The sequence below is a fragment of the Dysgonomonas sp. UBA7630 genome (genome assembly GCF_002483985.1).
Taxonomy (GTDB): domain Bacteria; phylum Bacteroidota; class Bacteroidia; order Bacteroidales; family Dysgonomonadaceae; genus Dysgonomonas.
Genome location: NZ_DLIY01000037.1, coordinates 161,482 through 183,504, shown reverse-complemented (window position 1 = coordinate 183,504; position 22,023 = coordinate 161,482). Strand labels below are relative to the sequence as shown.

The 22,023-nt window shown below is 37.1% G+C and carries 22 protein-coding genes and 1 pseudogene; 16 read left to right on the top strand and 7 right to left on the bottom strand.

Going from position 1 to position 22,023, the window contains the following annotated elements:
- The first annotated feature begins 89 nt into the window (after positions 1-89).
- Complete coding sequence (locus B3P17_RS15555; RefSeq protein WP_252636620.1) at positions 90-854, top strand: alpha/beta hydrolase-fold protein; 765 nt, start codon at positions 90-92, stop codon at positions 852-854.
- Between the two features lie 112 nt (positions 855-966).
- On the opposite strand, the gene B3P17_RS15550 is transcribed toward B3P17_RS15555, so the two are convergent.
- The 7 genes from B3P17_RS15550 to B3P17_RS15520 form a co-directional block, all read right to left on the bottom strand.
- The gene (locus tag B3P17_RS15550; protein WP_006842521.1) at positions 967-1,746 is read right to left on the bottom strand and encodes a prephenate dehydrogenase/arogenate dehydrogenase family protein; all 780 of its coding nucleotides are present in this window, start codon (positions 1,744-1,746) and stop codon (positions 967-969) included.
- Positions 1,747-1,752: 6 nt separating this feature from the next.
- The gene (locus tag B3P17_RS15545; protein ID WP_252636619.1) at positions 1,753-2,814 is read right to left on the bottom strand and encodes a bifunctional 3-deoxy-7-phosphoheptulonate synthase/chorismate mutase type II; all 1,062 of its coding nucleotides are present in this window, start codon (positions 2,812-2,814) and stop codon (positions 1,753-1,755) included.
- Positions 2,815-2,983: 169 nt separating this feature from the next.
- Complete coding sequence (locus tag B3P17_RS15540) at positions 2,984-3,520, bottom strand: transposase (RefSeq protein WP_252636618.1); 537 nt, start codon at positions 3,518-3,520, stop codon at positions 2,984-2,986.
- Positions 3,521-3,523: 3 nt separating this feature from the next.
- The gene (locus B3P17_RS15535) at positions 3,524-4,690 is read right to left on the bottom strand and encodes a pyridoxal phosphate-dependent aminotransferase (protein WP_291106231.1); all 1,167 of its coding nucleotides are present in this window, start codon (positions 4,688-4,690) and stop codon (positions 3,524-3,526) included.
- Between the two features lie 40 nt (positions 4,691-4,730).
- On the bottom strand, positions 4,731-5,573 hold the full coding sequence (locus B3P17_RS15530) for a prephenate dehydratase (protein ID WP_135103901.1): 843 nt from the start codon (positions 5,571-5,573) through the stop codon (positions 4,731-4,733).
- A 267-nt stretch (positions 5,574-5,840) separates the two neighbouring features.
- The gene (locus tag B3P17_RS15525) at positions 5,841-6,938 is read right to left on the bottom strand and encodes a sialidase family protein (protein ID WP_252636616.1); all 1,098 of its coding nucleotides are present in this window, start codon (positions 6,936-6,938) and stop codon (positions 5,841-5,843) included.
- A 37-nt stretch (positions 6,939-6,975) separates the two neighbouring features.
- Positions 6,976-8,307, bottom strand: a complete 1,332-nt coding sequence (locus B3P17_RS15520; protein WP_252636615.1) for a PhoH family protein — start codon at positions 8,305-8,307, stop codon at positions 6,976-6,978.
- Between the two features lie 152 nt (positions 8,308-8,459).
- Between B3P17_RS15520 and kdsA the strand changes: the two genes are divergently transcribed.
- The 15 genes and pseudogenes from kdsA to B3P17_RS15445 all read left to right on the top strand — a co-directional run bounded on the left by kdsA (position 8,460) and on the right by B3P17_RS15445 (position 22,022).
- On the top strand, positions 8,460-9,254 hold the full coding sequence (gene kdsA, locus B3P17_RS15515; protein WP_252636614.1) for a 3-deoxy-8-phosphooctulonate synthase: 795 nt from the start codon (positions 8,460-8,462) through the stop codon (positions 9,252-9,254).
- Positions 9,255-9,965, top strand: coding sequence for a 2-phosphosulfolactate phosphatase (locus tag B3P17_RS15510; protein WP_252636613.1), 711 nt, complete (start codon positions 9,255-9,257; stop codon positions 9,963-9,965). It abuts the gene before it with no gap.
- A gap of 7 nt (positions 9,966-9,972) precedes the next feature.
- Positions 9,973-10,338, top strand: a pseudogene (locus B3P17_RS15505) (YraN family protein).
- Positions 10,339-10,413: 75 nt separating this feature from the next.
- Positions 10,414-10,785, top strand: coding sequence for an MmcQ/YjbR family DNA-binding protein (locus tag B3P17_RS15500; protein WP_252636611.1), 372 nt, complete (start codon positions 10,414-10,416; stop codon positions 10,783-10,785).
- On the top strand, positions 10,782-11,522 hold the full coding sequence (locus B3P17_RS15495) for a biotin--[acetyl-CoA-carboxylase] ligase (RefSeq protein WP_252636610.1): 741 nt from the start codon (positions 10,782-10,784) through the stop codon (positions 11,520-11,522). Before B3P17_RS15500 ends, B3P17_RS15495 begins: the two co-directional genes overlap by 4 nt.
- 28 nt (positions 11,523-11,550) lie before the next feature.
- Positions 11,551-13,878: a glycoside hydrolase family 3 N-terminal domain-containing protein gene (locus B3P17_RS15490; RefSeq protein WP_414647347.1), complete on the top strand. Its 2,328-nt coding sequence runs from the start codon at positions 11,551-11,553 to the stop codon at positions 13,876-13,878.
- An 11-nt stretch (positions 13,879-13,889) separates the two neighbouring features.
- Positions 13,890-14,792 carry a hypothetical protein gene (locus B3P17_RS15485; RefSeq protein WP_291106223.1) on the top strand — a complete coding sequence of 301 codons (903 nt, stop codon included), beginning with the start codon at positions 13,890-13,892 and terminating at the stop codon, positions 14,790-14,792.
- A 66-nt stretch (positions 14,793-14,858) separates the two neighbouring features.
- The gene (gene argR, locus B3P17_RS15480) at positions 14,859-15,353 is read left to right on the top strand and encodes an arginine repressor (protein WP_252636607.1); all 495 of its coding nucleotides are present in this window, start codon (positions 14,859-14,861) and stop codon (positions 15,351-15,353) included.
- 10 nt (positions 15,354-15,363) lie between these two features.
- The gene (locus B3P17_RS15475) at positions 15,364-16,002 is read left to right on the top strand and encodes a GNAT family N-acetyltransferase (RefSeq protein WP_291106220.1); all 639 of its coding nucleotides are present in this window, start codon (positions 15,364-15,366) and stop codon (positions 16,000-16,002) included.
- Positions 15,999-17,198, top strand: coding sequence for an argininosuccinate synthase (gene argG, locus B3P17_RS15470; RefSeq protein WP_252636606.1), 1,200 nt, complete (start codon positions 15,999-16,001; stop codon positions 17,196-17,198). Before B3P17_RS15475 ends, argG begins: the two co-directional genes overlap by 4 nt.
- Positions 17,199-17,244: 46 nt before the next feature.
- Positions 17,245-17,619 carry a GxxExxY protein gene (locus B3P17_RS15465; protein ID WP_252636605.1) on the top strand — a complete coding sequence of 125 codons (375 nt, stop codon included), beginning with the start codon at positions 17,245-17,247 and terminating at the stop codon, positions 17,617-17,619.
- 43 nt (positions 17,620-17,662) lie between these two features.
- On the top strand, positions 17,663-18,631 hold the full coding sequence (gene argC, locus B3P17_RS15460; RefSeq protein ID WP_252636604.1) for an N-acetyl-gamma-glutamyl-phosphate reductase: 969 nt from the start codon (positions 17,663-17,665) through the stop codon (positions 18,629-18,631).
- Positions 18,632-18,641: 10 nt separating this feature from the next.
- Positions 18,642-19,298 carry a hypothetical protein gene (locus B3P17_RS15455; protein WP_291106215.1) on the top strand — a complete coding sequence of 219 codons (657 nt, stop codon included), beginning with the start codon at positions 18,642-18,644 and terminating at the stop codon, positions 19,296-19,298.
- A gap of 9 nt (positions 19,299-19,307) precedes the next feature.
- A complete protein-coding gene (locus tag B3P17_RS15450) occupies positions 19,308-20,438 on the top strand; it encodes a glycosyltransferase family 4 protein (protein WP_252636602.1) in 1,131 nt (376 codons plus the stop codon).
- Between the two features lie 228 nt (positions 20,439-20,666).
- The gene (locus B3P17_RS15445) at positions 20,667-22,022 is read left to right on the top strand and encodes a MutS-related protein (protein ID WP_252636601.1); all 1,356 of its coding nucleotides are present in this window, start codon (positions 20,667-20,669) and stop codon (positions 22,020-22,022) included.
- The last annotated feature ends 1 nt before the right edge of the window (position 22,023 follow it).

Sequence of the window (22,023 nt, the reverse complement as noted above, 5' to 3'; positions counted from 1 at the left end):
ATAGAATCAAAAGGAAATAGCATGATAACTTACATGAAGTAAGATGTATTATCGTTATCTTTAATGTCAGTTATTTTAAAATTAAGGTTATGAAAAAAGGTGTTTTATCTTTCATTTTTCTAATTTGTTCTTTATTCAGTTTTGCTCAGTTCAAGAATGCCTCATTCATGTTTGATGGGCATACATTGCCATATCAGGTGATGTATCCTGAAAACTATGATGAGTCGAAGCAATATCCATTGGTCGTATTTCTTCATGGAGCAGGAGAGCGAGGTAATGACAATCAGAAGCAATTGACTCATGGTAAGCAGTTCCTTATTGATAATTTTCAGTCTGCTTATCCAGCTATCGTTATAGCTCCTCAATGTCCAGCTGATAGTTATTGGGCCAATGTCGTTCGTCACCAGATTGATGATAAAATGACATTGACATTCGGTCTTTCTGAGGGAATTACAGATCCAATGAGAACACTGATTGCTTTGGTGCAAAATTGGCTGACCTCAGGGAAAGTAGACTCCCATCAAGTATATGTAGGAGGTTTGTCGATGGGTGGCATGGGAACATTGGAACTGTTGTGGCGATTGCCTGATACTTTCTCAGCTGCTTTTCCGATCTGTGGGGGTGCTGATTTGAGTAAGCTGCCTTTGTATGCCCACAATACAGCTGTTTGGGTTTTTCATGGCAGTGCCGACTCTGTCGTTCCTGTAGAAAATTCGAGAAATATATATAAGCGTCTCAAAGAATTGGGTTGTGATGCGGAATATGCCGAATATGAAGGAGTTAATCATAATAGCTGGGACAATGCCTTTAGAGAAAAAGGACTTGCCTCATGGCTGTTTAAACATAAAAAATAAAAGCTGAATTCAAGGTTTGTTTGGTGTTAGGCTAACTATGGTTGGTAATTGGTGTTATAAGGAGTAGAGACTGCATTAGTATTGTATGACTTTTGCAGTCTCTTTTTATATTCTATTTGTCAGCTATATTCGCTCTTACTTTGGTAAGGAAACTTAGCATTGCTGCACTGTCTTTTTTCTCGATGATCTCTAAAAGATGCTTTAGTTCGCCTCGTATACTCTCCACCTGAGCAGGAGTATAAGGGTTGAAGAGAATCTCGGTCAACAAATAATCATCTTCGGACAGAAGCCCTTTTGCAATATTCATGTGACGCTTGAAGGTTGTTCCGGGAGCATCCTGATGCTTCATTACCGATGCGAATACAAGTGTAGACGCAAACGGAATTGAAAGGGAATATGCAATCGTTTCGTCATGCTCTTCGAATGTATATTCAAAAACGTTCAACTTAAGACTGTTATACAAGTCTTTGAAGAATATTTTTCCCCAATGGTTCGATTCCGAAATTACAATTGCACTCTGTGTACTAAGGTCTGTTAGATTGGCAAATGTAGGGCCAAACATAGGATGGGTAGATGCAAACGGTCTGCCTGTTTTTTTATAAAACTCTTTTAGTCCCGTCTTTACAGATGCAATATCCGACAATATACAATCTTCATCCAGATATGGCAGTACCATTTCAAATGCCTGAATGGTATATTTGACTGTTGCTGCATTAATAACAATTTCAGGTTTGAAGTCCCTTATCTCTTCCGGATTGCTCATTCTGACTACATTATAAACAAATCGTAGCCGTTTGGGGTCAATGTCAAATATAGCAACTTCATGATCGAAACTTAATACATCAGTAAAGAAGGAGCCCATTTTTCCGGCTCCTAATATTAATATCTTCATATACGGTTACTTGTTTAATATCTCAACCTGTTGTCTTACAGATTCTTCGTGTATTGCTTCCAGAACTACACGCATAAAGTCAGGGTTCATACTCATAGATGTTGCCTGAGCAATTCGTTTTTGAAGAATTTCATCATAGCGGTCTGTCTGAACAACGGTTAAGTTGTGCTCTTTCTTGAAAGTACCTATTTCGCATGATATGCGCATACGTTTTGCTAGTAATTCCAGCAACTGATCGTCTAGTTCGTCTATTTGTCTGCGAAGGTCAGAAAGGTCTTCTGTCGATTGCTTACCATCACGAATAATAAGTGCTGTCAGTATTTCTTTTAGCCTCACCGGCGTTACCTGCTGAGAAGCATCGCTCCAAGCATTTTCAGGATCGCAATGAGTTTCTATAATCAATCCGTCATAGTTTAAGTCCATTGCTTGCTGGCATAGCGGCTGTATAAGGTCACGTTTTCCTCCGATATGACTTGGGTCGCAAATAACAGGCAGATCAGGAAAACGACGTTTCAGTTCGATCGGTATATGCCATTGAGGCAGGTTTCTGTAGACTTTCTTATCGTATGAACTAAATCCACGGTGTATTGCTCCTATCTTGGTTAGACCTACATTGCTGAGGCGTTCAAGAGCACCGATCCATAACTCTAAATCGGGATTAACAGGGTTCTTAACCAATACCGGGATATCAACACCCTGTAGCGCTTCTGCTATTTCCTGAACTGCGAATGGATTTGCTGTTGTACGGGCGCCGATCCATAACATATCTATGCCATATTTAAGAGCTTCATAAACGTGTTTCTGTGTTGCAACCTCAGTAGAAACGTACATTCCGGTTTCTTGTTTCACTTTTTTGAGCCAAGCAAGACCTTCGCTGCCAACTCCTTCAAATCCACCTGGTTTAGTGCGGGGTTTCCATATTCCGGCACGAAGGATTTTTATACCGTCTGCTGCTAGTTGCTTTGCAGTATTCATTACTTGTTCTTCAGTCTCGGCACTGCATGGACCGGCTATTACAAGAGGACGTTTCGGGTCAACTCCCGGAAGTAAAATTGAATCTAGTTTCATATTTATTTTAATTTGTTTTTTGATTATTCTATATTTTAGCTAAAAAGTGACAAAGGTGACAACTTTTATTCTGTTTTTATCTGTTACCTTTTATTTACTGCTTATAATTTACTACTCTACAATAGATAAATTTCGGCTATCCTGATTATCTGTTCTCCAATCTAAAACATTAAATATAATACTCGTCATTTTCCCAGTTATATGGATTGTTTGTTATATAATCAGATATATTCTGGTGTGATTTTTCATCTCTGATGATATGTTCATAATAATTACGTTGCCATATTCTTTGATCGTAGGGTTCCCAACCTAATTGAGTAACCCCATGGGTATATTTGACGGTCGTTATTGATTTAAAAGCTCCCAATATTTTGCCCAAAGTAGGGGCAATCCCTTGTGGTTGCCCATTCGTCTTTCGGATACCCACAAGGGGTATCCCTACATCTGTAATTTCTATTATTCCATGAAAATGATTTGGCATAATAATATAATTATGTAATTCTATATTCGAGAAACGTTTCTTTAAATTGTTCCACTCTGTATTTATCATCCTACCGGCCTCATTCAATACGATATCAGTGTTTTGTATTTTACCAAAGCGACAAATTCTATTTTCGCAACATATCGTCACGAAATATAATCCTACCTGACTGTAATCATAATTTGCGAATCGGATACTCCTCCGTTGAGGAAGTTTAGAAGACATATATTAATTTGTTACCTTTTTTATTCTTTCCAAAGCCTCTTTAAGCATGTCTTCATTGCAGCACAAAGAGATACGTATATATCCTTCTCCTTTGTTCCCGANNAATCCCGGGGTTAAGAAAACATTCGCTTCGTATAAAATTTTGTCAGCCAATTCTTCGCTGCTTTTGTATTCTGCCGGAATCTTTCCCCAAAGAAACATTCCCGATTGTTTTTTATCAAAAGTGCAACCTAGCTCTTTCATAATAGCTTCTGCATATTGACGGCGATTGGCGTATAATTTGATATTGTTTTCTTTGTGCCATTCGCCCGAATTGTTCAGAGCGGCAATGGCTGCCAACTGTATAGGTTTTAGTATTCCACTCTCGATGTTGGTCAGAACCTTTAGCACCCATTGTATAAATTGTGCATTTGAAGCCAATGTCCCAATTCTCCATCCGGGCATATTGTGCGATTTACTCATCGAATTGAGTTCTATACATATATCTTTCGCTCCTTCTACTTGCAGTATACTTAATGGCTTTTCGTTAAGAATAAGACTATAAGGATTATCATGAGCTATGATTATGCCATGTTTCTTTCCAAAAGCAACTATTTTTTCAAATAATTCGACCGTAGCGTTTGCACCTGTAGGCATGTTAGGATAATTAATCCACATTAGTTTTACATTCGATAAGTCTAGCTTTTCCAATGCATCGAAATCCGGTTGCCAATTGTTATTCTCATCCAATTCGTAAGAGACAATATTTGCCCCAACAAGCTTGCTCACTGAACTATATGTCGGATACCCCGGATTAGGCACTAATACTCCGTCTCCCGGATTGAGAAATGCCAGCGAGATATGTAAAATCCCTTCCTTTGAGCCTATCAAGGGTTGTATTTCATTTGCAAAGTCGAGATTCACATTATATGTTCTTTTGTACCAATCAGCAAAAGCCTTACGCAATTCGGCAATACCCACATGTGGTTGATAGCCGTGTACATCTTTTTTTATTACAGATTCACATAGGGCTTTTGTGGTTTCTTCGGAAGGAGGGAGGTCTGGACTTCCCACTCCGAGGCTAATCACATTTTTCCCCATTGCGTTCATTTCGGCTACTTCTCTTAGTTTTTTCGAAAAGTAGTATTCACTTACTGTATTAAGGCGGTCTGCCGGTACTATTGTTCTCATATTGTTATTAGCAGTTTGCTATTGTTAAATCGTGGTTTTTTTATAATTCGCTTTGTTTTCCGTTTGGATATTCTCCCAAAAGCTTTAGTTCGCTTGTTAAAGGGCGGATTGCCTGTAGCGATTGCTTGTATCGCGTAAGATCAGAAAATGTAAGGTCTACATAGAACTGATATTCCCATTCTCTACCTATTATTGGTAGAGATTGTATCTTAGTCAAATTGATGCCGTAGAAAGAAAATACCGATAATACTTTCGATAAGCTGCCTTCGCTATGTGGAGTTGTAAATACAATAGACGATTTATTCAGAACTTCTCCTTTTTGTAGTTCGTCTACCACCCATGGGTTTGCTATAATAAGAAAGCGAGTAAAATTGTGCTTATTTGTCTCAATTCCCCTCGCTAAGATGTTTAGTCCATAAATTTCGGCCGCTTTGGTGCTGCATATCGCAGCAGTGGTCGATAGATGTTTCTCTGCTACATCTTTTGCAGCCAAAGCCGTATCTTCATGCTCTATAATCCTAACACCCGGTAGTGTATCTAGGAATTCTGTACATTGCATGAGTGCAATCGGATGCGATTCCACTTCTTTTATATCATGAATTGTTTGGCCGGGCAATGCCGCCAGACAATGAGAGATGCGTTGTTTGTATTCTCCTGCTATTGGGAGTTTATTTTCTTTTAGCAGATCGTAGTTGCCCAGAAGGCTACCGGCGATAGTGTTCTCTATGGCTATAATCCCGATCGTATTCGGTTCTTTTTTGATTGTTGTGAAAATATCACGAAAAGTAATGCATGGAACAATTTCGACTTCTTCTCCGAAAAAATTCTCTGCGGCTATCCCATGATATGCACCTAATCCTCCTTGTATCGCAACTCTTTTCATAAAATGTTATCAAAAAAAAATCCCGTCATATTTGACAGGATTCCATATATTCTTGTTGTTTTAATTCACTCCAAATTTCTCATACAAAATCCTGTTCTACTTTCTAAAGTAAAAGTAAAAAAAGAAAAAGTATGTATAAGAAAAAATATTCATTCTAACGCTTGTTGTTTTAAATGTGATTACAAAAGTAATATTTTTTTGAATATTGCAAGCATTTCATTCTTTTTTTATTCAGAAAATTGTAAAAATGAGGATTTATAGTTGTTATTACCACTTTCCGTTTACGATTGTTTCACTTTTAAGTAGTGACGGATCAACTTTTACATATTTAATTTTTTCTCTGCGCCACGTGTATACTATGTGTATCATACCGTCATGTCCTTGTATAACCGATGGGTAGGAATATTCCTTTATTGGCGAGTCTTCGAGAATGAGCGATGCTTTCCAGGTAATTCCATCGTCAGATAGAGCGACATTCAACGGTGTACGAGCTTTATCCTTATATGCACTCTCCGATGCTGCTACATGATTGTACACCATTAGTTGGCGTCCGTCTTTGAGTGTTACGGCATCCGTCCCCGAATTATTATTCGGTAAGTAAAGAGCTATAGGATCGCTCCACGTCTCTCCTTCATCTTTCGAAAAAGCCGATATGATATGTTCGTTCTGAGAGCGACATACAATTTGCAATACATTATTGTTTAATGTTAATATACTTGGTTGAATAATATTCCAAGGCTTGCTGTTGATCGGAGATGTTTTTCTCCAAGTTTTCCCTCTATCTTCGGTAATTTCCATGTGAACCTGCCATCCGTCATTCTCTGTACTCGATGCGCAAATTAGTTTATTCCCAATCAGAATAGGTTTGTTTTTTATTGGACCCAGAAAACCTTCCGGTAGCGCTTCGGGTTTTGTCCATGTTTGTCCGTCATCGTATGAGCGGATAAGATAACCTGTCCAATCTTGCACATTCTTTCCTATTTTATAAAACAATAGCAATTCGCCATCGGGATATTGAAATAAGACCGGGTTATAGCAGGCCTTCCTTAAAGTATCGCTCACGATGCCATCCGCTACCTTCACTGGCTGAGTCCATCCTGTGGCTGTATAACGAGAAGTATATATATTGACTTCGGGGTGTCCTTCATATTTTCCGCCAAAAAATGCCGTAATCAAACCCGACGGGGTTTCAGCAATTGTAGCTGCATGAACCGAGGGGAATTCAGCAGAATCATAAATGAATTCATCCACTAGGATACCTTCTTTCCATTTATGATTATCTACAGTTTGGGCTAAACAAGGGATGGTGAGTATACTCATTGTTACGATGAGTATACTATAAGCTCTGAGATAGAATTTGTCCATTTATATTTCTTGAAATGTTATTGTTTTTAGATTGTTATTACAATAATATACTTGCTATCTCAGATAGCTTACTTCTTTCTCCTTTTATCAGATTGACATGTGCAAAAATATCTTGTCCTGTCATTTTATCTATCATGTAAGCCAACCCGTTTGACTGAGCATCAAGATAAGGAGAGTCGATCTGTTGTAAATCTCCTGCAAAAATCATTTTCGTTCCTTCACCTGCACGGGTTATAATGGTTTTTATTTCGTGAGGTGTCAGGTTTTGAGCTTCATCGATAATACAGATCATCTCTGATAAACTTCGTCCTCGGATATAAGCTAATGCTTCTATTTCCAGCTTCTTACTTGCCTGCATCGCTTCTATATTCTTGTACTCAGCACCACCGTAAGGAATGTGATTTTTTATTACAGATAAATTGTCGAAAAGAGGCTGCATATAAGGTGCTATTTTTTGTTTTTCGTCACCGGGTAAGAATCCCAATTCTTTGTTTCCTAATGCAACGATCGGGCGGGCGAGGAGTATTTGGTCAAAGTTCTCGCTTTGTTTCAATGCTGAGGCTAAGGCCAGTAACGTTTTTCCTGTTCCCGCTTTTCCTGTAAGCGCTACTAATTTTATTTCGGGATCGGTGAGTACCTCCATCGCAAATGTTTGTTCCGCATTTCGAGGTTGTATGCCGTAACAAATCTGCTTGTCTATTTTCTTTATCTTTTTAGTAAACGGGTTGTATCTGGAGAGCACACTTTTTTTACCGTTCTTCATCACGAAGCATTCATTCGCATTCACCGAAGTTTCCAGATTGAACTGGTCGAGATCAACACCGTTCGGGTTCGCATACAGTTCATCGATAACCGAAGACTCCATATCCTTGAATGTTTTGTGCTGTCTTTCAAATAAAAAGATATCAGGAACTTTGTCATTTATATAATCTTCTGCCAGGAGCCCGATTGCACGAGCCTTCATTCGCAGATTTATGTCTTTGGTTACCAATATGGTCTTTATTTTGCCGTCACGCTCCGAAATGTCAAGAACAGATGATAATATACGATGATCGGGTATTCTCTCCGGAAATATCTCGGTTATCCTTTCTTGAGATTTTATACTTGTATCAATAAAGAGATTGCCTAAACCGTTGCCTAAAGATATTCCTTTCGTAAATAAGTTGTCGTCTGTTATTGCATCGAGCTGGCGGAGAAATTCGCGGGCATTATAGTTAATCTGATCATTCCCTTTTTTGAACTTATCCAGTTCTTCCAAAACTACAATGGGAATATATATGTCATTTTCTTCAAAATTATCTAAGCACCTGAAATCATGTAGTATTACATTTGTATCCAATACAAAGTTTTTCTTCTTGGCTTTTCCCATAATTATCATGTTTTTTTATATAACAATAAAAATAGCTTAATTCCTTTAATATTGCTAATAAATAATATCAATGACAAACCTAAAATTTCTGAAAATGGCAGAATGTTTGTACCTTTGAAGACTATTTTATCTAGTAATCAAACAAATAAAAAATGAATATAGAGAACTTAAAAAATGATAATTTTTTCTTGCTGGCAGGACCATGTGTCATCGAGGGAGAAGAAATGGCACTTCGTATTGCAGAAAAAGTTAAAACTATAACAGATAGACTAAATATTCCCTATGTATTTAAGGGTTCTTATAAGAAAGCAAATCGATCTCGTGTAGATTCTTTCACCGGGATTGGAGATGAGAAAGCTTTAAAGATACTTCGCAAGGTAGGCGAAACTTTTGGTATTCCTACTGTAACAGATATTCACGAAACTCACGAGGCTGCAATGGCTGCAGAATATGTTGATGTTTTGCAGATTCCGGCATTTCTTTGCCGTCAGACCGACCTGCTTATTGCTGCTGCAGAGACAGGTAAAATAGTAAACATAAAGAAAGGTCAGTTTCTGGCTCCGAGTGGAATGCAATTTGCAGCGCAGAAAGTATTGGATTCGGGAAATAAGAATGTAATCCTTACCGACCGTGGTACATCTTTTGGCTATTCTGATCTTGTTGTTGACTTTCGGGGAATACCTGAAATGAAAGAATTTGGTTTTCCTGTCGTATTGGATGCAACACACTGCCTGCAAAAGCCGAATCAGGCTTCGGGTGTAACAGGCGGGCAGCCAAAATTGATAGAAACGATGTGTAAAGCGGGTATTGCTACAGGTGTAGATGGATTGTTTATTGAAACACACTTCGATACAGCAAATGCTTTGTCTGACGGAGCTAATATGCTTCCGCTAGACCAGCTTGAAGGCTTGATGGAGAAGTTAGTAAGAATAAAAGCAGCATTATAGATGAAAGTTGATGTTTGTTTTTCTCCAGCTTTGTATCCTTACTATGTCGATAGCAACAACTATATTGTAGTAGTGGTTGATATATTCAGGGCTACTACAACCATGTGTGCTGCCCTGAAAAATGGAGCTAAGTGTATTATTCCCGTAGCTTCTATCGAAGAGGCTCAACAATATAAGGCTAAAGGATATCTGGTTGGAGCAGAGCGGAATGTGAAACGTTGTGATTTTGCTGATTTTGGAAATTCACCGTTTGACTATACAAAGGAAAAAGTAGAGGGTAAAGAAATAGTATTTACAACGACAAACGGAACTCAGGCAATCGAAGCCGCTGCAAATGCAGATATTTTGACTATCGGAGCTTTTTCGAATATAAGTGCATTGACTGAATTTTGTATACAAAAGCAAAAAGACGTAATGATACTCTGCGCGGGGTGGAACAATCGTTTTAATATTGAAGATACATTATTTGGCGGAGCTTTAGCCGATAGGTTGATGGCAAAAGGATATGCGTCTGCTTCAGATGCCACTCAGGTTGCTTTATCGATGTGGCAAGAGGCTAAGTCTGATTTGAGAGGCTATATTAATCGTACCGAACATATCAAGAGGCTTGAAGCAAATAACTTGCAAGATTCTGTTGAGTACTGCTTAACTGTGGATACAGCAAATCTCGTTCCTTTATATGATAATGTAAATAAAGTTCTAAAACTTTAAGTAGTCTATGGCTGAGCATAATGATCTTGGGAAAAGAGGTGAGGAAGCAGCAGTTAATCTTCTAAAACAAAAGGGGTACAAGATCATTGAGCAAAATTGGACTCATGAGAAATACGAAATAGATATTATTGCTCGAAACGAAGAGTTTATTATTTTTGTAGAAGTAAAGACAAGAAGTAGTAATTATTAGGGACATCCGGAAGACGCAGTATCGAAACGGAAAATAAAAAGGATTGTAGAGGCGGCAGATTTCTATTTGAAGGAATTTAATATAGATTTACCGGCCCGCTTTGATGTTATTGCAGCAATTTGGACAGGACAGAAGTTCGAAATAGACCATATAGATGATGCATTTTTTGCGCCTATAAACTGATACCTCATTATTTGCGATCATCTGTATAAATTTAAGAAAATCTTATTTGAAGAACAAGATCTAATAAATCAGAAAATGAATATAGAAGAAGCGCGCGAAGCCTGTATTGCGATAAAAGGAGGGACAGAGACATTTCCTTTTGGGGAGGATGTCTTAGTTTACAAGATCATGGATAAGATGTATGCTTATATGGCGTTGGATAGTAAAGATGGAGAATTTTGGCTTAACCTCAAGTGCGATCCGGAGAAAGCGATCGAGCTGCGTGAACAGTATACGGGGATAAAACCCGGATTTCATTCTAATAAAAAATATTGGAATACAATTGTTCTTGATAGCGATGTGCCAGATAAACTTATTAAAGAATTGATTCTTCACTCAGTAGACGAAGTAATAAAGAAACTACCCAAAGTAAAACAAACAGAATATAATAACTTACCAAATAGTTGACGACTGTGCCTGAGATAATTCACATTAGGGAGACTAACTCGACTAATAATTATTTAAAAGAACTACTCCAGACACAGAATGTTGATGAAGGTACTGTCGTTTGGGCAGATTTTCAGTCGGCAGGGAAAGGTCAGAGAGGGAATGGCTGGGAGTCGGAAGCGGGAAAAAATATTCTTTTTAGTATTGTTTTGTTCCCTGGCTTTATAAAAGCGGGAGAGCAATTTATACTATCACAGATTGTATCTCTAGCCGTAGCAAATTGTCTGCAAGAATATACAGAGGGTATATCTATAAAATGGCCTAATGATATCTATTGGAATGAAAAGAAAATATGTGGTATCCTATTAGAAAACACTATTCTCGAAGATAATATAGGTCATTCTGTTGCCGGTATTGGTATTAATATCAATCAGGTAGATTTCAGAAGCGATGCTCCGAATCCTGTATCTCTGAAACAGATAACTAACAGAGACTATAATCTTGAAGAAATACTAAAGACTGTTGTTGATAATATCAATGTGTATTACCAGCAAATAAAAATTGGCAAGACCGATTCTCTGATAAAACAATATAAAGAATCTCTTTTCAGGAAAGATGGTTATCATCTGTACAATGATGGACTATCGAATTTCCTTGCCCGAATACAAGATGTTAATTCTTCGGGAATCCTTATTTTAAAAACGAAAGAAGGTGAAGAAAGACATTTTGCCTTTAAAGAAGTTAAATATATCATATAAGAACACATATACTTATGAATTATTTTAAATTAAGCATTATTGCTCTCTTTTTATTTCAAACAATAAGTGCTCACAAGCGTATAAGTACAAAAATCCAAAGCTGTCAAGCGAAGAGCGTACCGTCGACCTTATCAGTCACATGACATTGGAGGAAAAAGTAGGTCAGTTGCTTTGTCCTCTCGGTTGGGAGATGTATGAACGCAACGGAGATCAGGTGACACACTCTAAAAAGTTTGAAGAATATGTTCAACAGCGTCATATAGGTATGCTTTGGGCCACTTTTCGGGCAGATCCATGGACTAAAAAAACATTAGAAAACGGAGTAAATCCGAAGTTGGCAGCTAAAGCGGGTAATGCTTTACAACGTTATATAATGGAGAATACACGCTTGGGTATTCCTATTTTCCTAGCTGAAGAGTGTCCTCATGGTCATATGGCGATTGGTACTACTGTTTTCCCCACTGCAATAGGACAAGCGGCAACATGGAACCCTAGTCTTATACAACAAATGAGTGCGGTGATATCCAAAGAAGCTCGCTCTCAGGGTTCGCATATCGGATATGGCCCTGTGTTAGATTTGGCGAGGGAAGCTAGGTGGTCTCGTGTGGAAGAAACGTATGGAGAAGATCCTGTACTGATCTCTAAAATGGGAGAAGCCTTTGTGACAGGTTTTGGAAGTGGAGATTTGAGTAAACCATACAGTTTAATCTCTACATTGAAGCATTTTGTAGCTTATGGAATCCCCGATGGCGGACATAATGGTAATAGCAACAGTGTGGGAATGCGCGACTTGAAAGAAAACTATTTACCTCCATTCGAAAAAGCTGTTAAAGCAGGCGCTTTGTCAGTGATGACTGCCTATAATTCGGTGGATGGTATTCCTTGTACATCGAACGAATATTTGCTAAAAGATGTTCTTTGTAAAGATTGGGGTTTTAAAGGCTTTACTGTGTCAGATTTGGGTAGTATCGAAGGATTGAGAGGAAGTCACTATGTTGTATCAACAATACAGGACGCAGCTATATTATCATTAACGTCAGGACTTGATTGTGATTTGGGAGGTAATGCTTTCTTTACATTGTCTGATGCTGTAAAAAAAGGCATGGTTAGTGAAACTCAGATTGACTCGGCTGTATATAAAATAGTGAAATTGAAATTCGATATGGGACTTTTCGAAAATCCATATGTCGATGAAAACAATGCACAACAGGTTGTTAGAACACAAGAAAATATGGCATTGGCAAGACAAGTAGCAAGAGAGTCGATTGTATTACTCGAAAACAAAAATAATATCTTACCTCTTAATAAGAGTAAAATAAAGAAGATAGCAGTGATAGGTCCTAATGCTGATAATGTATACAATCAGTTAGGCGATTATACAGCACCACAGGATGATAGCAATGTTAAGACTGTTTTGGATGGTATCAGATCTAAACTCAAACAGTCGCAAATAGAATATGTGAAAGGCTGTGCTATCAGAGATACCCTAAATACTGATATAGATAAGGCTGTGCAAGCCGTCTTAAGATCAGATGTGGCTGTCGTTGTAGTTGGAGGTTCCAGTGCACGTGATTTTAAAACAAAATATATAGAAACAGGTGCTGCTGTTACTGATGAGCATAGCATAAGCGATATGGAGAGCGGCGAAGGCTTTGATAGAGTTAGTTTAGATCTTATGGGGAAACAATTAGAGTTATTGAAGGCTATAAAAGCCACAGGCAAACCTGTTGTCGTGGTGTATATTCAAGGTCGTCCTTTGAATATGAACTGGGCGTCAGAAAATGCAGATGCACTACTATCAGCTTGGTATCCGGGACAAGAAGGTGGCAATGCGATAGCTGATGTTCTGTTTGGTGAATATAACCCTGCGGGACGTCTACCAATGTCGGTAGCCAAATCGGTAGGGCAATTGCCTGTATATTATAATCACAGGAATCCGGCAAGTCACGATTATGTGGAGATGACTAGTAAGCCATTGTATAGTTTCGGTTATGGGCTTAGCTTTACCAGTTTCGAATATAGCAATTTGAAGATCAATAAGAGCAATTCAGGTGTTGAAGTTACGGTAGAACTTCGAAATTCAGGAAATTTTGATGGAGACGAAGTTGTTCAGTTATATCTGAGAAATAATAGGGCTTCTGTTGTGCAGCCCATTATGCAGTTGAAAGCCTTTGAAAGAGTCAATTTGAAGAAAGGTGAGACTAAAATGATTAGACTTATATTGACAAAGGACGACTTTTCTATTATTGATAAGAAAATGAATAGAGTCGTTGAGCCTAACGGAGACTTCACTTTTATGGTAGGCAGCGCATCTGATAATATTAAATTGCAAGAGAAAATGATGTTGAATTTATAGCTATAAAAAATATGATTAAAATAACCTTATCACTTACTTTTACATTCCTATTATTATTTTCATGTATCAAGCACCCCGCTACTCTCGAGAAGTGTGGTGCTTTCGACTTGGAAAGAGTCAATTTTCAGGAGAATGTTTCTCTCTTATATTCCCGACATCTTATTCTTAAAGATGGTTACGCAGAATATGACAGTATAAGAGATGGCAAACTGACTGATGATATGCTGAGGTATACAATTAACACTGTAATATCCGATGCTTTAGAGCTGAAAGTGCCTAAAGAGGAATTTGGGTATTTATATCAAACTCCGACTTTGGATAGTGTTGCCAAATTTAGAAATGCATACTTTGATAAATTATCTATATTAACAAATAGAGACAAAAAGCCTGTAGCCTATTATGCTACAGGGAGATTTAATACACTTGAAGACAGAGCTCGTTTTATGCATGGGTTTAAAGAAAAATATGGTCAACCCAAATATTCATTCTTTATAAGTTCTCATTTTGAACAATGTTCTTTCGAATGGGATTTGCAAGATCGGATTATGCAGATTGAGACGTCTCATGGATTTGAGTTCTCTGTTTCTTCAGATGGTTCTTCATCGAATGGGAAGTACTATAATCTAGATTTACTAATCATAGAGAAACAATATCAGGATGCAATTTATAAGGCTCACCTATATGAATTTTCTGATTCTATAAAGCATGAAGGTAAAACTTATAGCCTAAAAGATCTCGGGCTTGAAAAGGAGGTTTCTTTCAGCGATAGTTTCTTACTCAACTCAACAAATGAAAGATATACAAATGATGAATACGGAGAATACCATATAAGCCGATCCGAAGAGTATTCTGGAAAATTTGATAGTGACGAAGCTGAAGATATGGGAATACCGGCAGCGAAACCCATTGATTGATTTTTATACACATATCCTTAGAAATTTATAATTTTTATACATCTAAAATTTTAGATATGCATTATTATGTATATTTTTGCATCTTGTTTGTATATTTATACATGTATGACTAAAAAAATTAGACATAAAATAATAAAAGAAGTACTTCAGGCTAATGAGATAAATAGTCAGGATATGCTGCTTAAGATACTAACTGAAAAGGGCTTTGAGCTTACTCAGGCTACGTTGTCGCGCGATATTAAAGAGTTGAAAGTCGTAAAAGCACCGACGTCGAAAGGAACATATATATATCAGTTACCAGATGCAAAGGGTACGACTTCGGAGGAATCTCCGCTTTCATCCTTCGGTTTCGTAGGGATAGAATTCTCGGGACAACTGGCTATCATTAAAACCCGTCCGGGATATGCAATGGCGATAGCAGGTGAAATAGATAATAAAGCTTCGAAATATATTTTGGGGACAGTGGCTGGTGATGATACCATACTGATTATACCAAAAGAAAATGTGAGCAGAGAAGAAGTTATAGCTTCACTATCTACCTTTATTCCAAACATTGAATAGATCAACTAAAATGAACAATATAGAAGAACTTGTGTTAGACAAAAAAATGGATGCGCAACAACAACTCACCATACAAATAGCAGGAGAAGAGCATCTTGGCTATGTGCAGACAATATTAAATACTATAGAAGCTGCGGCAAAAGTGCGTGGCACAGGGATCGCAAAACGTTCACCTGAATACTTGGAACTCAAAATAAAAGAAGGCAAAGCAATTATAGCTCTTATAGGAGAGGAATTTGCAGGTTTCTGTTATATCGAATCGTGGGGAAACAAGCAATATGTTGCAAACTCGGGACTTATTGTTGTTGAGAAATTCAGACAACATGGATTAGCGAAAAAAATCAAACAACATGCCTTTTCGTTGGCTAGAGCGATGTTTCCTGATGCAAAGGTATTTGGTCTGACTTCGGGAGCAGCAGTAATGAAAATAAATACCGAACTTGGCTATGTACCTGTGTCATTTGCTCAGCTGACGGATGATGACGCTTTCTGGCGTGGTTGTCAAGGTTGTGTAAATTACGATGTGCTTACTCGTACCGAGCGTAAATACTGTATTTGTACAGCGATGCTTTTCGATCCCGAGAAGCAGAAAGACAAGAAAGAAATAAAAACAATCATAAAAGACCTAAAAAAGCAATTGAAGAAATGAAGAAGAAAGTCGTTTTAGCATTCAGTGGGGGATTAGATACATCGTTTTGCGCTAAATATTTATCTGCTGACCTTGGTTATGAGGTATATACAGCAATAGCAAACACAGGTGGATTTACTGCTGACGAACTTGAGGTTATAGAGCAAAAGGCATATAAACTAGGTGCTTCAAAACATGTTAGTCTTGATATAACACAAGAGTATTATGAGAAGAGTATCAAATATATGATCTTCGGCAATGTGCTGCGTAATGGTACATATCCTATATCTGTTAGTTCGGAGCGTATTTTTCAGGCAATTGCTATTATCAATTATGCAAAAGAAATAGGTGCTGATGCCGTAGCGCATGGAAGTACAGGTGCCGGAAATGATCAGGTTCGTTTCGACCTGACCTTTGATGTCCTTGCTCCAGGTATCGAAATAATTACTCCAACTCGTGACCTCTTATTGACCCGTGAGTATGAAATCAATTATCTGAAAGAGCATGGGTATGAAGCTGACTTCACAAAAATGGAGTATTCCATCAACAAAGGTCTTTGGGGTACAAGTATCGGTGGAAAAGAAACATTGAAATCGAACCAAACTCTTCCTGAGGAAGCATATCCTTCTCAGTTGAAAAAGCAAGAGTCGGAAACACTGACTATTGATTTCGAAGAAGGCGAAATAGCTGCTGTTAATGGTGAAAAATATACCGATAAAGTAAAGGCGATACAGAAAATTGAAGAAATTGCATCCGCTTATGCTATAGGTCGTGATATGCATATAGGTGATACTATTATAGGTATTAAGGGACGTGTAGGTTTTGAAGCTGCTGCACCTATTGTTATCATCAATGCCCATAAAATGTTGGAAAAGCATACGCTTACTAAATGGCAACAATACTGGAAAGATCAGGTAGGTAACTGGTATGGAATGTTTCTACATGAAGCGCAGTACCTAGAGCCTGTGATGCGTGATATAGAAGCGATGCTCGAAAGTTCGCAACGTAATGTCACAGGACGTGTTATCGTAGAGCTCAAACCTTATCATTATACGCTTGTAGGTGTAGAAAGCGATTTTGACCTGATGAAGGCAGACTTTGGTGAATATGGCGAAATGAATAAAGCTTGGACTTCGGATGATGCTAAAGGATTTACCAAAATATACGCTATGACAAATAAGATATATCATAGTGTGCAGAAGAAAAACGGAAAATAATATTTAAGATCAACCACGGAGTGAATGGAGTCGCTCGGAGTTATTTATGTTAAAGCAGGCAGAACTTACCGGAGAAATACTAAAGTGTGCGTACGCTGTACATTCTGAGTTAGGGCCGGGTTTGTTTGAAAAAGTCTATGAGGAATGTTTATTCTACGAATTAACGAAAAATGGATTATCTGTTGAAAAACAATTAGAATTACCTGTAGAATATAAAGGAATAGAAATTGATGCGGGTTATCGTATAGATCTCTTAATAGAAGAGACTGTTATTGTTGAATTGAAATCAGTTAAAGAACTATTGGATATTCATACAGCTCAACTTCTAACTTATATGAAACTTTCAACAGTAGAAGTTGGTTTCTTGATGAATTTTAATGTAAAATCATTAAAGGACGGTATCAAGAGATACATTTTATAAACTCCGAGAGACTCCGTTCACTCTGTGGTAAATATAAAAATAAATGATAAAAGCAGGAATAATAGGTGGAGCAGGCTATACAGCCGGAGAACTGATAAGGATATTGCTCAATCATCCGCAAGTAGAACTTGTATTCGTAAATAGTACAAGTAATGCAGGGAATAAGCTGACAGATGTACATGGAGGTCTGTTGGGAGAAACAGATATGAGTTTCACCGATCAGTTACCTTATGATAAGATTGATGTTTTATTCTTCTGTACAGCACATGGTGATACTAAGAAGTTCTTGGATGCGAATGATATCCCTAATCACCTGAAAATAATTGATCTTTCTACAGATTATCGACATAAAGCAGTAGGAAATAAGTTTATTTATGGTCTTCCTGAGTTGAATAAAGAAGGAATCAAGCAGTCTTCCTATGTGGCTAATCCGGGATGTTTCGCAACTGCTATACAGCTAGGATTGTTACCTTTGGCAAAAGCAAATAAGCTGACTTCTGAGATTCATGTGAATGCTATCACAGGATCTACAGGAGCAGGGGTGAAGCCTTCTGCTACATCGCATTTCAGTTGGCGTGAAAACAATATATCAGTTTATAAAGCTTTCGAACATCAGCATCTGACTGAAATTAAACAGTCTCTAAATCAGTTGCAGGCAAATTTTGGTGAAGATATTAACTTTATTCCTGTGCGAGGAAACTTCACGAGAGGTATTTTTGTATCTACCTATCTCAATTACGACGGTACAATAGAGGATGCCCAGAAATTGTATAAAGATTATTATAAGGATAGTCCATTTACGATTATATCAGATAAGAATATCGATTTAAAACAAGTTATAAATACAAATAAATGTGTTCTGCATCTTGAGAAGCATGGTAATAAACTGCTTATTCTTTCATGTATCGACAATTTAGTAAAAGGAGCTTCCGGTCAGGCAGTGCATAATATGAATCTGATTTTTGGTTTGGAAGAAACTGTAGGGTTGAATTTGAAAGCATCTGCTTTTTAAAGAAATATTTATGTATACTCCTCCTAATAATTCAGACAAATCTAAGCACCCTATCCTTATTGAACTGGATAATATTCTAAAGAAAGATGTGCCAAAAGGGAAAAGAGATGAACTTTTCTTAAATTTTTATAAGCACAATCTAAGTTTTTTTGATGATTTAGAGAATGCGAATACAAATATTACAATTTCAAAGTTTATCTATCTGAAAATAATGTATATAAGAATTCTTGATGATAAAGGAGAGTATAAGAAAGGGAAAATAGTTGCTGATCAACTAGAGGTTCTAATAGGCAAATTGGATAAAAACTACTATGAGTATAATACTTTGTATATAGGAAGTAAAAAATGGATTGCTATTAATTTAGGAAGATTAAAAAAGTATAAAGCATCTAATAAAATATTTAAAGAATTGGTGAAGTTGGATGAGTATAAAGAGTTTTATCATAGATGGATAACTCATAATACAGAAAGAATTATTTTACCTTATGTTTATATATTTATAGCTATTGGGCTATTATGGGCTTTTAGAAAAGAATTTTTCGGTATAATTATAGTAGTTCCTTTCTTTTTTTTATTGTTAATTATCATATTATTTGTATTATTATCAATATATGCATTCTCTTCCAATAAAATAATTCATTATTTTGTAGTCAGAACATATAAATAACTATGAGTTATGATCATAACCTATGTAACAAACTTTCCATCCACAGACATAAAGCATTGGTCGGGTACTGTACATTTTATGGCAACAAATCTGGCTAAATACTCCAATGTGGATTATATAACAGGTTTGCAGGAAGATTGGACATTCTCGCTAAAGGCAAAGAATAAGTTATATGGGCGAAACAAAATATATCGTGCAGACAGGTCACCCGAATTCGGAAAAAGTTATGCAAGGCAGATCTCAGCACAACTGAATCCGACTACAGATATATTATTTTCTCACAGCTCTACTCTTATGTCTTATCTGAAAACAAATAAGCATAAGGTTATATATACTGATGCTACGTTTGCTTCGATGATAAATTACTATGACTATTTTTCAAATCTTAGTCAGCAGTATATTAAAGAAGGAAATCAGATGGAGCAATTATCATTAGACTCAAGTAGTTTGGCTATTTATAGTTCTCAGTGGGCTGCAGATAGTGCAATCAAAGATTATAATGCGGATAGGGATAAAGTAAGGATTGTACCTTTTGGTGGAAATATCTCTACACAGAAAATATCTTTAGAGGAGATAAAAGATATACTTAAAAAAAGAAGTACAGATGTTTGTAAGATTCTTTTCCTAGGTGTTGACTGGTTTCGTAAAGGTGGTGATATTGCCATCGATGCTGTTAGGTGTTTGAATGAAGAACTACGTCAACCAGCCGAATTACATATTGTAGGTATCGATAATCTACCGGCAGAGAACCTGCCACCTTATATAATCAATCATGGGCGTATAAGTAAAGCTACTCCCGAAGGGATGAAAAAGGTAGAAGATTTGATTTTGCAAAGCCATTTTCTTTTTATCCCATCACGGGCAGATTGTACACCGATTGTTTTTTCTGAAGCTATGTCGTATGCTGTTCCGTGTGTATCGGCTGCAACAGGAGGAATTCCCTCTATTGTGAATGATACGAATGGAATAATCCTAAGCCCCCAAGTAGAACCCAAAGAGTATGCGCAACAGATATATAAAACATTCGAAAACAAAAGCTATTATAATGAGTTGGCTCTGTCGGCTTACCATGATTTCGAAGCCCGATTGAATTGGGATACGGCAATGAAGACCATTGTAGGTTATATGAAAGAATTGTAAGGATTATATTCCGCTTATAAGATTACTATTATAGAAGTTTTTTAAGGATAAAGTAACAATAAAGAGTATACTGGTAAGTGTTACTTTTACATACGCTTCGCTCCTGTGACAGTTGGTTGGCACCTTTTAGTAGAGAGTCAGAGTTCTTAAAATAAAAAACGATAAGGTTTATGGAAAAAGGTTCTACAGTATATCTATTTTGTATAGAACCGATAAAACCTTATAATCATGAAATATATGAAATTTGAAGTAGACAGTCAGACGAAGAAGGATCTAGAAATCTTTGAAACAGTCAAAGAAGGGCTGTCTGTTGTTGGTTTATTTAATCATACACAGTGCATTGGAGGTAAGAAAAAGTTATACGAGTATCTTGCTAATCCTTTGGCTGACTATAAGCAGATCACGGAAAGAAAGGAGACGATTGCCTTTTTTCATAAGCATTTCCCGAATGGTCTGAATCTTGATAAGGATGCATTGGATTTTACTGAATACTATCTACGGCAGCCCGATTATCCTACACGGATGCCTTCTTGGTTTACGGCTATAGAGAAAATGATTGCTGACAAGATAAGTACAAGCAGTAATGAATATTATCTTGCCGAAAAAGGAGTTACTTCGACTGTAGACCTACTAAAGAATATATATCAATTTTCCATTGCCTTGGCAGACAAACTTAAAGAAGGTGATGCTCCTGTATTCTTAGTGAAGAATAACGAAATTGTTCTGGAGCTTTTCCAAAAAGAGGCATACAAAGAGATAAAGGATATGAAGAAATACAAGTCTTATGATATAATGAGGCTCGATTATATGTTTCGCTATACCGATAAGAAACATATACATTTCTTCCTAGACCTTGTACATGAATATGATGCGTTGTTTGCGGTGGCAAAAGCTGCTGCTAAATATAATTTGCAATATCCTGACATATTACCTGAAACAGAGACTGTACTTGAACTGGAAGGGCTATTTCATCCTTTTGTAGAAAATGCTATCTCGAATGATGTGCATTTCGACAACCTGTCGAATCTATTATTCATATCGGGACCTAATATGGCGGGTAAGTCAACATTCCTAAAAGCGCTAGGTGTCGCTGTATACTTGGCACATGCAGGTTTTCCTGTTCCTGCCAGTAAAATGAAAATCGGTATTTTGTCCGGATTGAGTACAACTATAAATATTTCGGATAATCTGAGTACAGGGTATAGCCATTTCTATGCCGAAGTAATGAGGATCAAGGATGTGGCTCATAGGCTGGAAGCAAATAACAGGATATTAGTTCTATTCGACGAACTTTTTAGAGGAACAAATGTGAAAGATGCTTATGATGGAACAATAGCGGTCGTTTCTGCTTTTGCTAAAATTAGAACCTCATTTTTTGTTATATCAACCCATATTGTAGAAGCAGCGAGAGAGTTGGAGTCAAAAGCTAATATTCAGTTCAGTTACTTTGATATAAAGGAAGAAGACGGACATCCGGTTTATACTTATAAATTGAAAGAGGGGGTCTCGGATGTAAGGCTTGGAATGTATATCATAAACAAAGAAGGTGTGATAGATTTGATAAATAATATAAATTGTACATAAA

Bases quoted from the DNA above. Each gene is read 5' to 3' on its own strand.
- B3P17_RS15555 (WP_252636620.1), top strand. From the start codon at position 90: ATGAAAAAAGGTGTTTTATCTTTCATTTTTCTAATTTGTTCTTTATTC.
- B3P17_RS15550 (WP_006842521.1), bottom strand. From the start codon at position 1,746: ATGAAGATATTAATATTAGGAGCCGGAAAAATGGGCTCCTTCTTTACT.
- B3P17_RS15545 (WP_252636619.1), bottom strand. From the start codon at position 2,814: ATGAAACTAGATTCAATTTTACTTCCGGGAGTTGACCCGAAACGTCCT.
- B3P17_RS15540 (WP_252636618.1), bottom strand. From the start codon at position 3,520: ATGTCTTCTAAACTTCCTCAACGGAGGAGTATCCGATTCGCAAATTAT.
- B3P17_RS15530 (WP_135103901.1), bottom strand. From the start codon at position 5,573: ATGAAAAGAGTTGCGATACAAGGAGGATTAGGTGCATATCATGGGATA.
- B3P17_RS15525 (WP_252636616.1), bottom strand. From the start codon at position 6,938: ATGGACAAATTCTATCTCAGAGCTTATAGTATACTCATCGTAACAATG.
- B3P17_RS15520 (WP_252636615.1), bottom strand. From the start codon at position 8,307: ATGGGAAAAGCCAAGAAGAAAAACTTTGTATTGGATACAAATGTAATA.
- kdsA (WP_252636614.1), top strand. From the start codon at position 8,460: ATGAATATAGAGAACTTAAAAAATGATAATTTTTTCTTGCTGGCAGGA.
- B3P17_RS15510 (WP_252636613.1), top strand. From the start codon at position 9,255: ATGAAAGTTGATGTTTGTTTTTCTCCAGCTTTGTATCCTTACTATGTC.
- B3P17_RS15500 (WP_252636611.1), top strand. From the start codon at position 10,414: ATGAATATAGAAGAAGCGCGCGAAGCCTGTATTGCGATAAAAGGAGGG.
- B3P17_RS15485 (WP_291106223.1), top strand. From the start codon at position 13,890: ATGATTAAAATAACCTTATCACTTACTTTTACATTCCTATTATTATTT.
- argR (WP_252636607.1), top strand. From the start codon at position 14,859: ATGTATATTTTTGCATCTTGTTTGTATATTTATACATGTATGACTAAA.
- B3P17_RS15475 (WP_291106220.1), top strand. From the start codon at position 15,364: ATGAACAATATAGAAGAACTTGTGTTAGACAAAAAAATGGATGCGCAA.
- argG (WP_252636606.1), top strand. From the start codon at position 15,999: ATGAAGAAGAAAGTCGTTTTAGCATTCAGTGGGGGATTAGATACATCG.
- B3P17_RS15465 (WP_252636605.1), top strand. From the start codon at position 17,245: ATGTTAAAGCAGGCAGAACTTACCGGAGAAATACTAAAGTGTGCGTAC.
- argC (WP_252636604.1), top strand. From the start codon at position 17,663: ATGATAAAAGCAGGAATAATAGGTGGAGCAGGCTATACAGCCGGAGAA.
- B3P17_RS15455 (WP_291106215.1), top strand. From the start codon at position 18,642: ATGTATACTCCTCCTAATAATTCAGACAAATCTAAGCACCCTATCCTT.
- B3P17_RS15450 (WP_252636602.1), top strand. From the start codon at position 19,308: ATGATCATAACCTATGTAACAAACTTTCCATCCACAGACATAAAGCAT.
- B3P17_RS15445 (WP_252636601.1), top strand. From the start codon at position 20,667: ATGAAATATATGAAATTTGAAGTAGACAGTCAGACGAAGAAGGATCTA.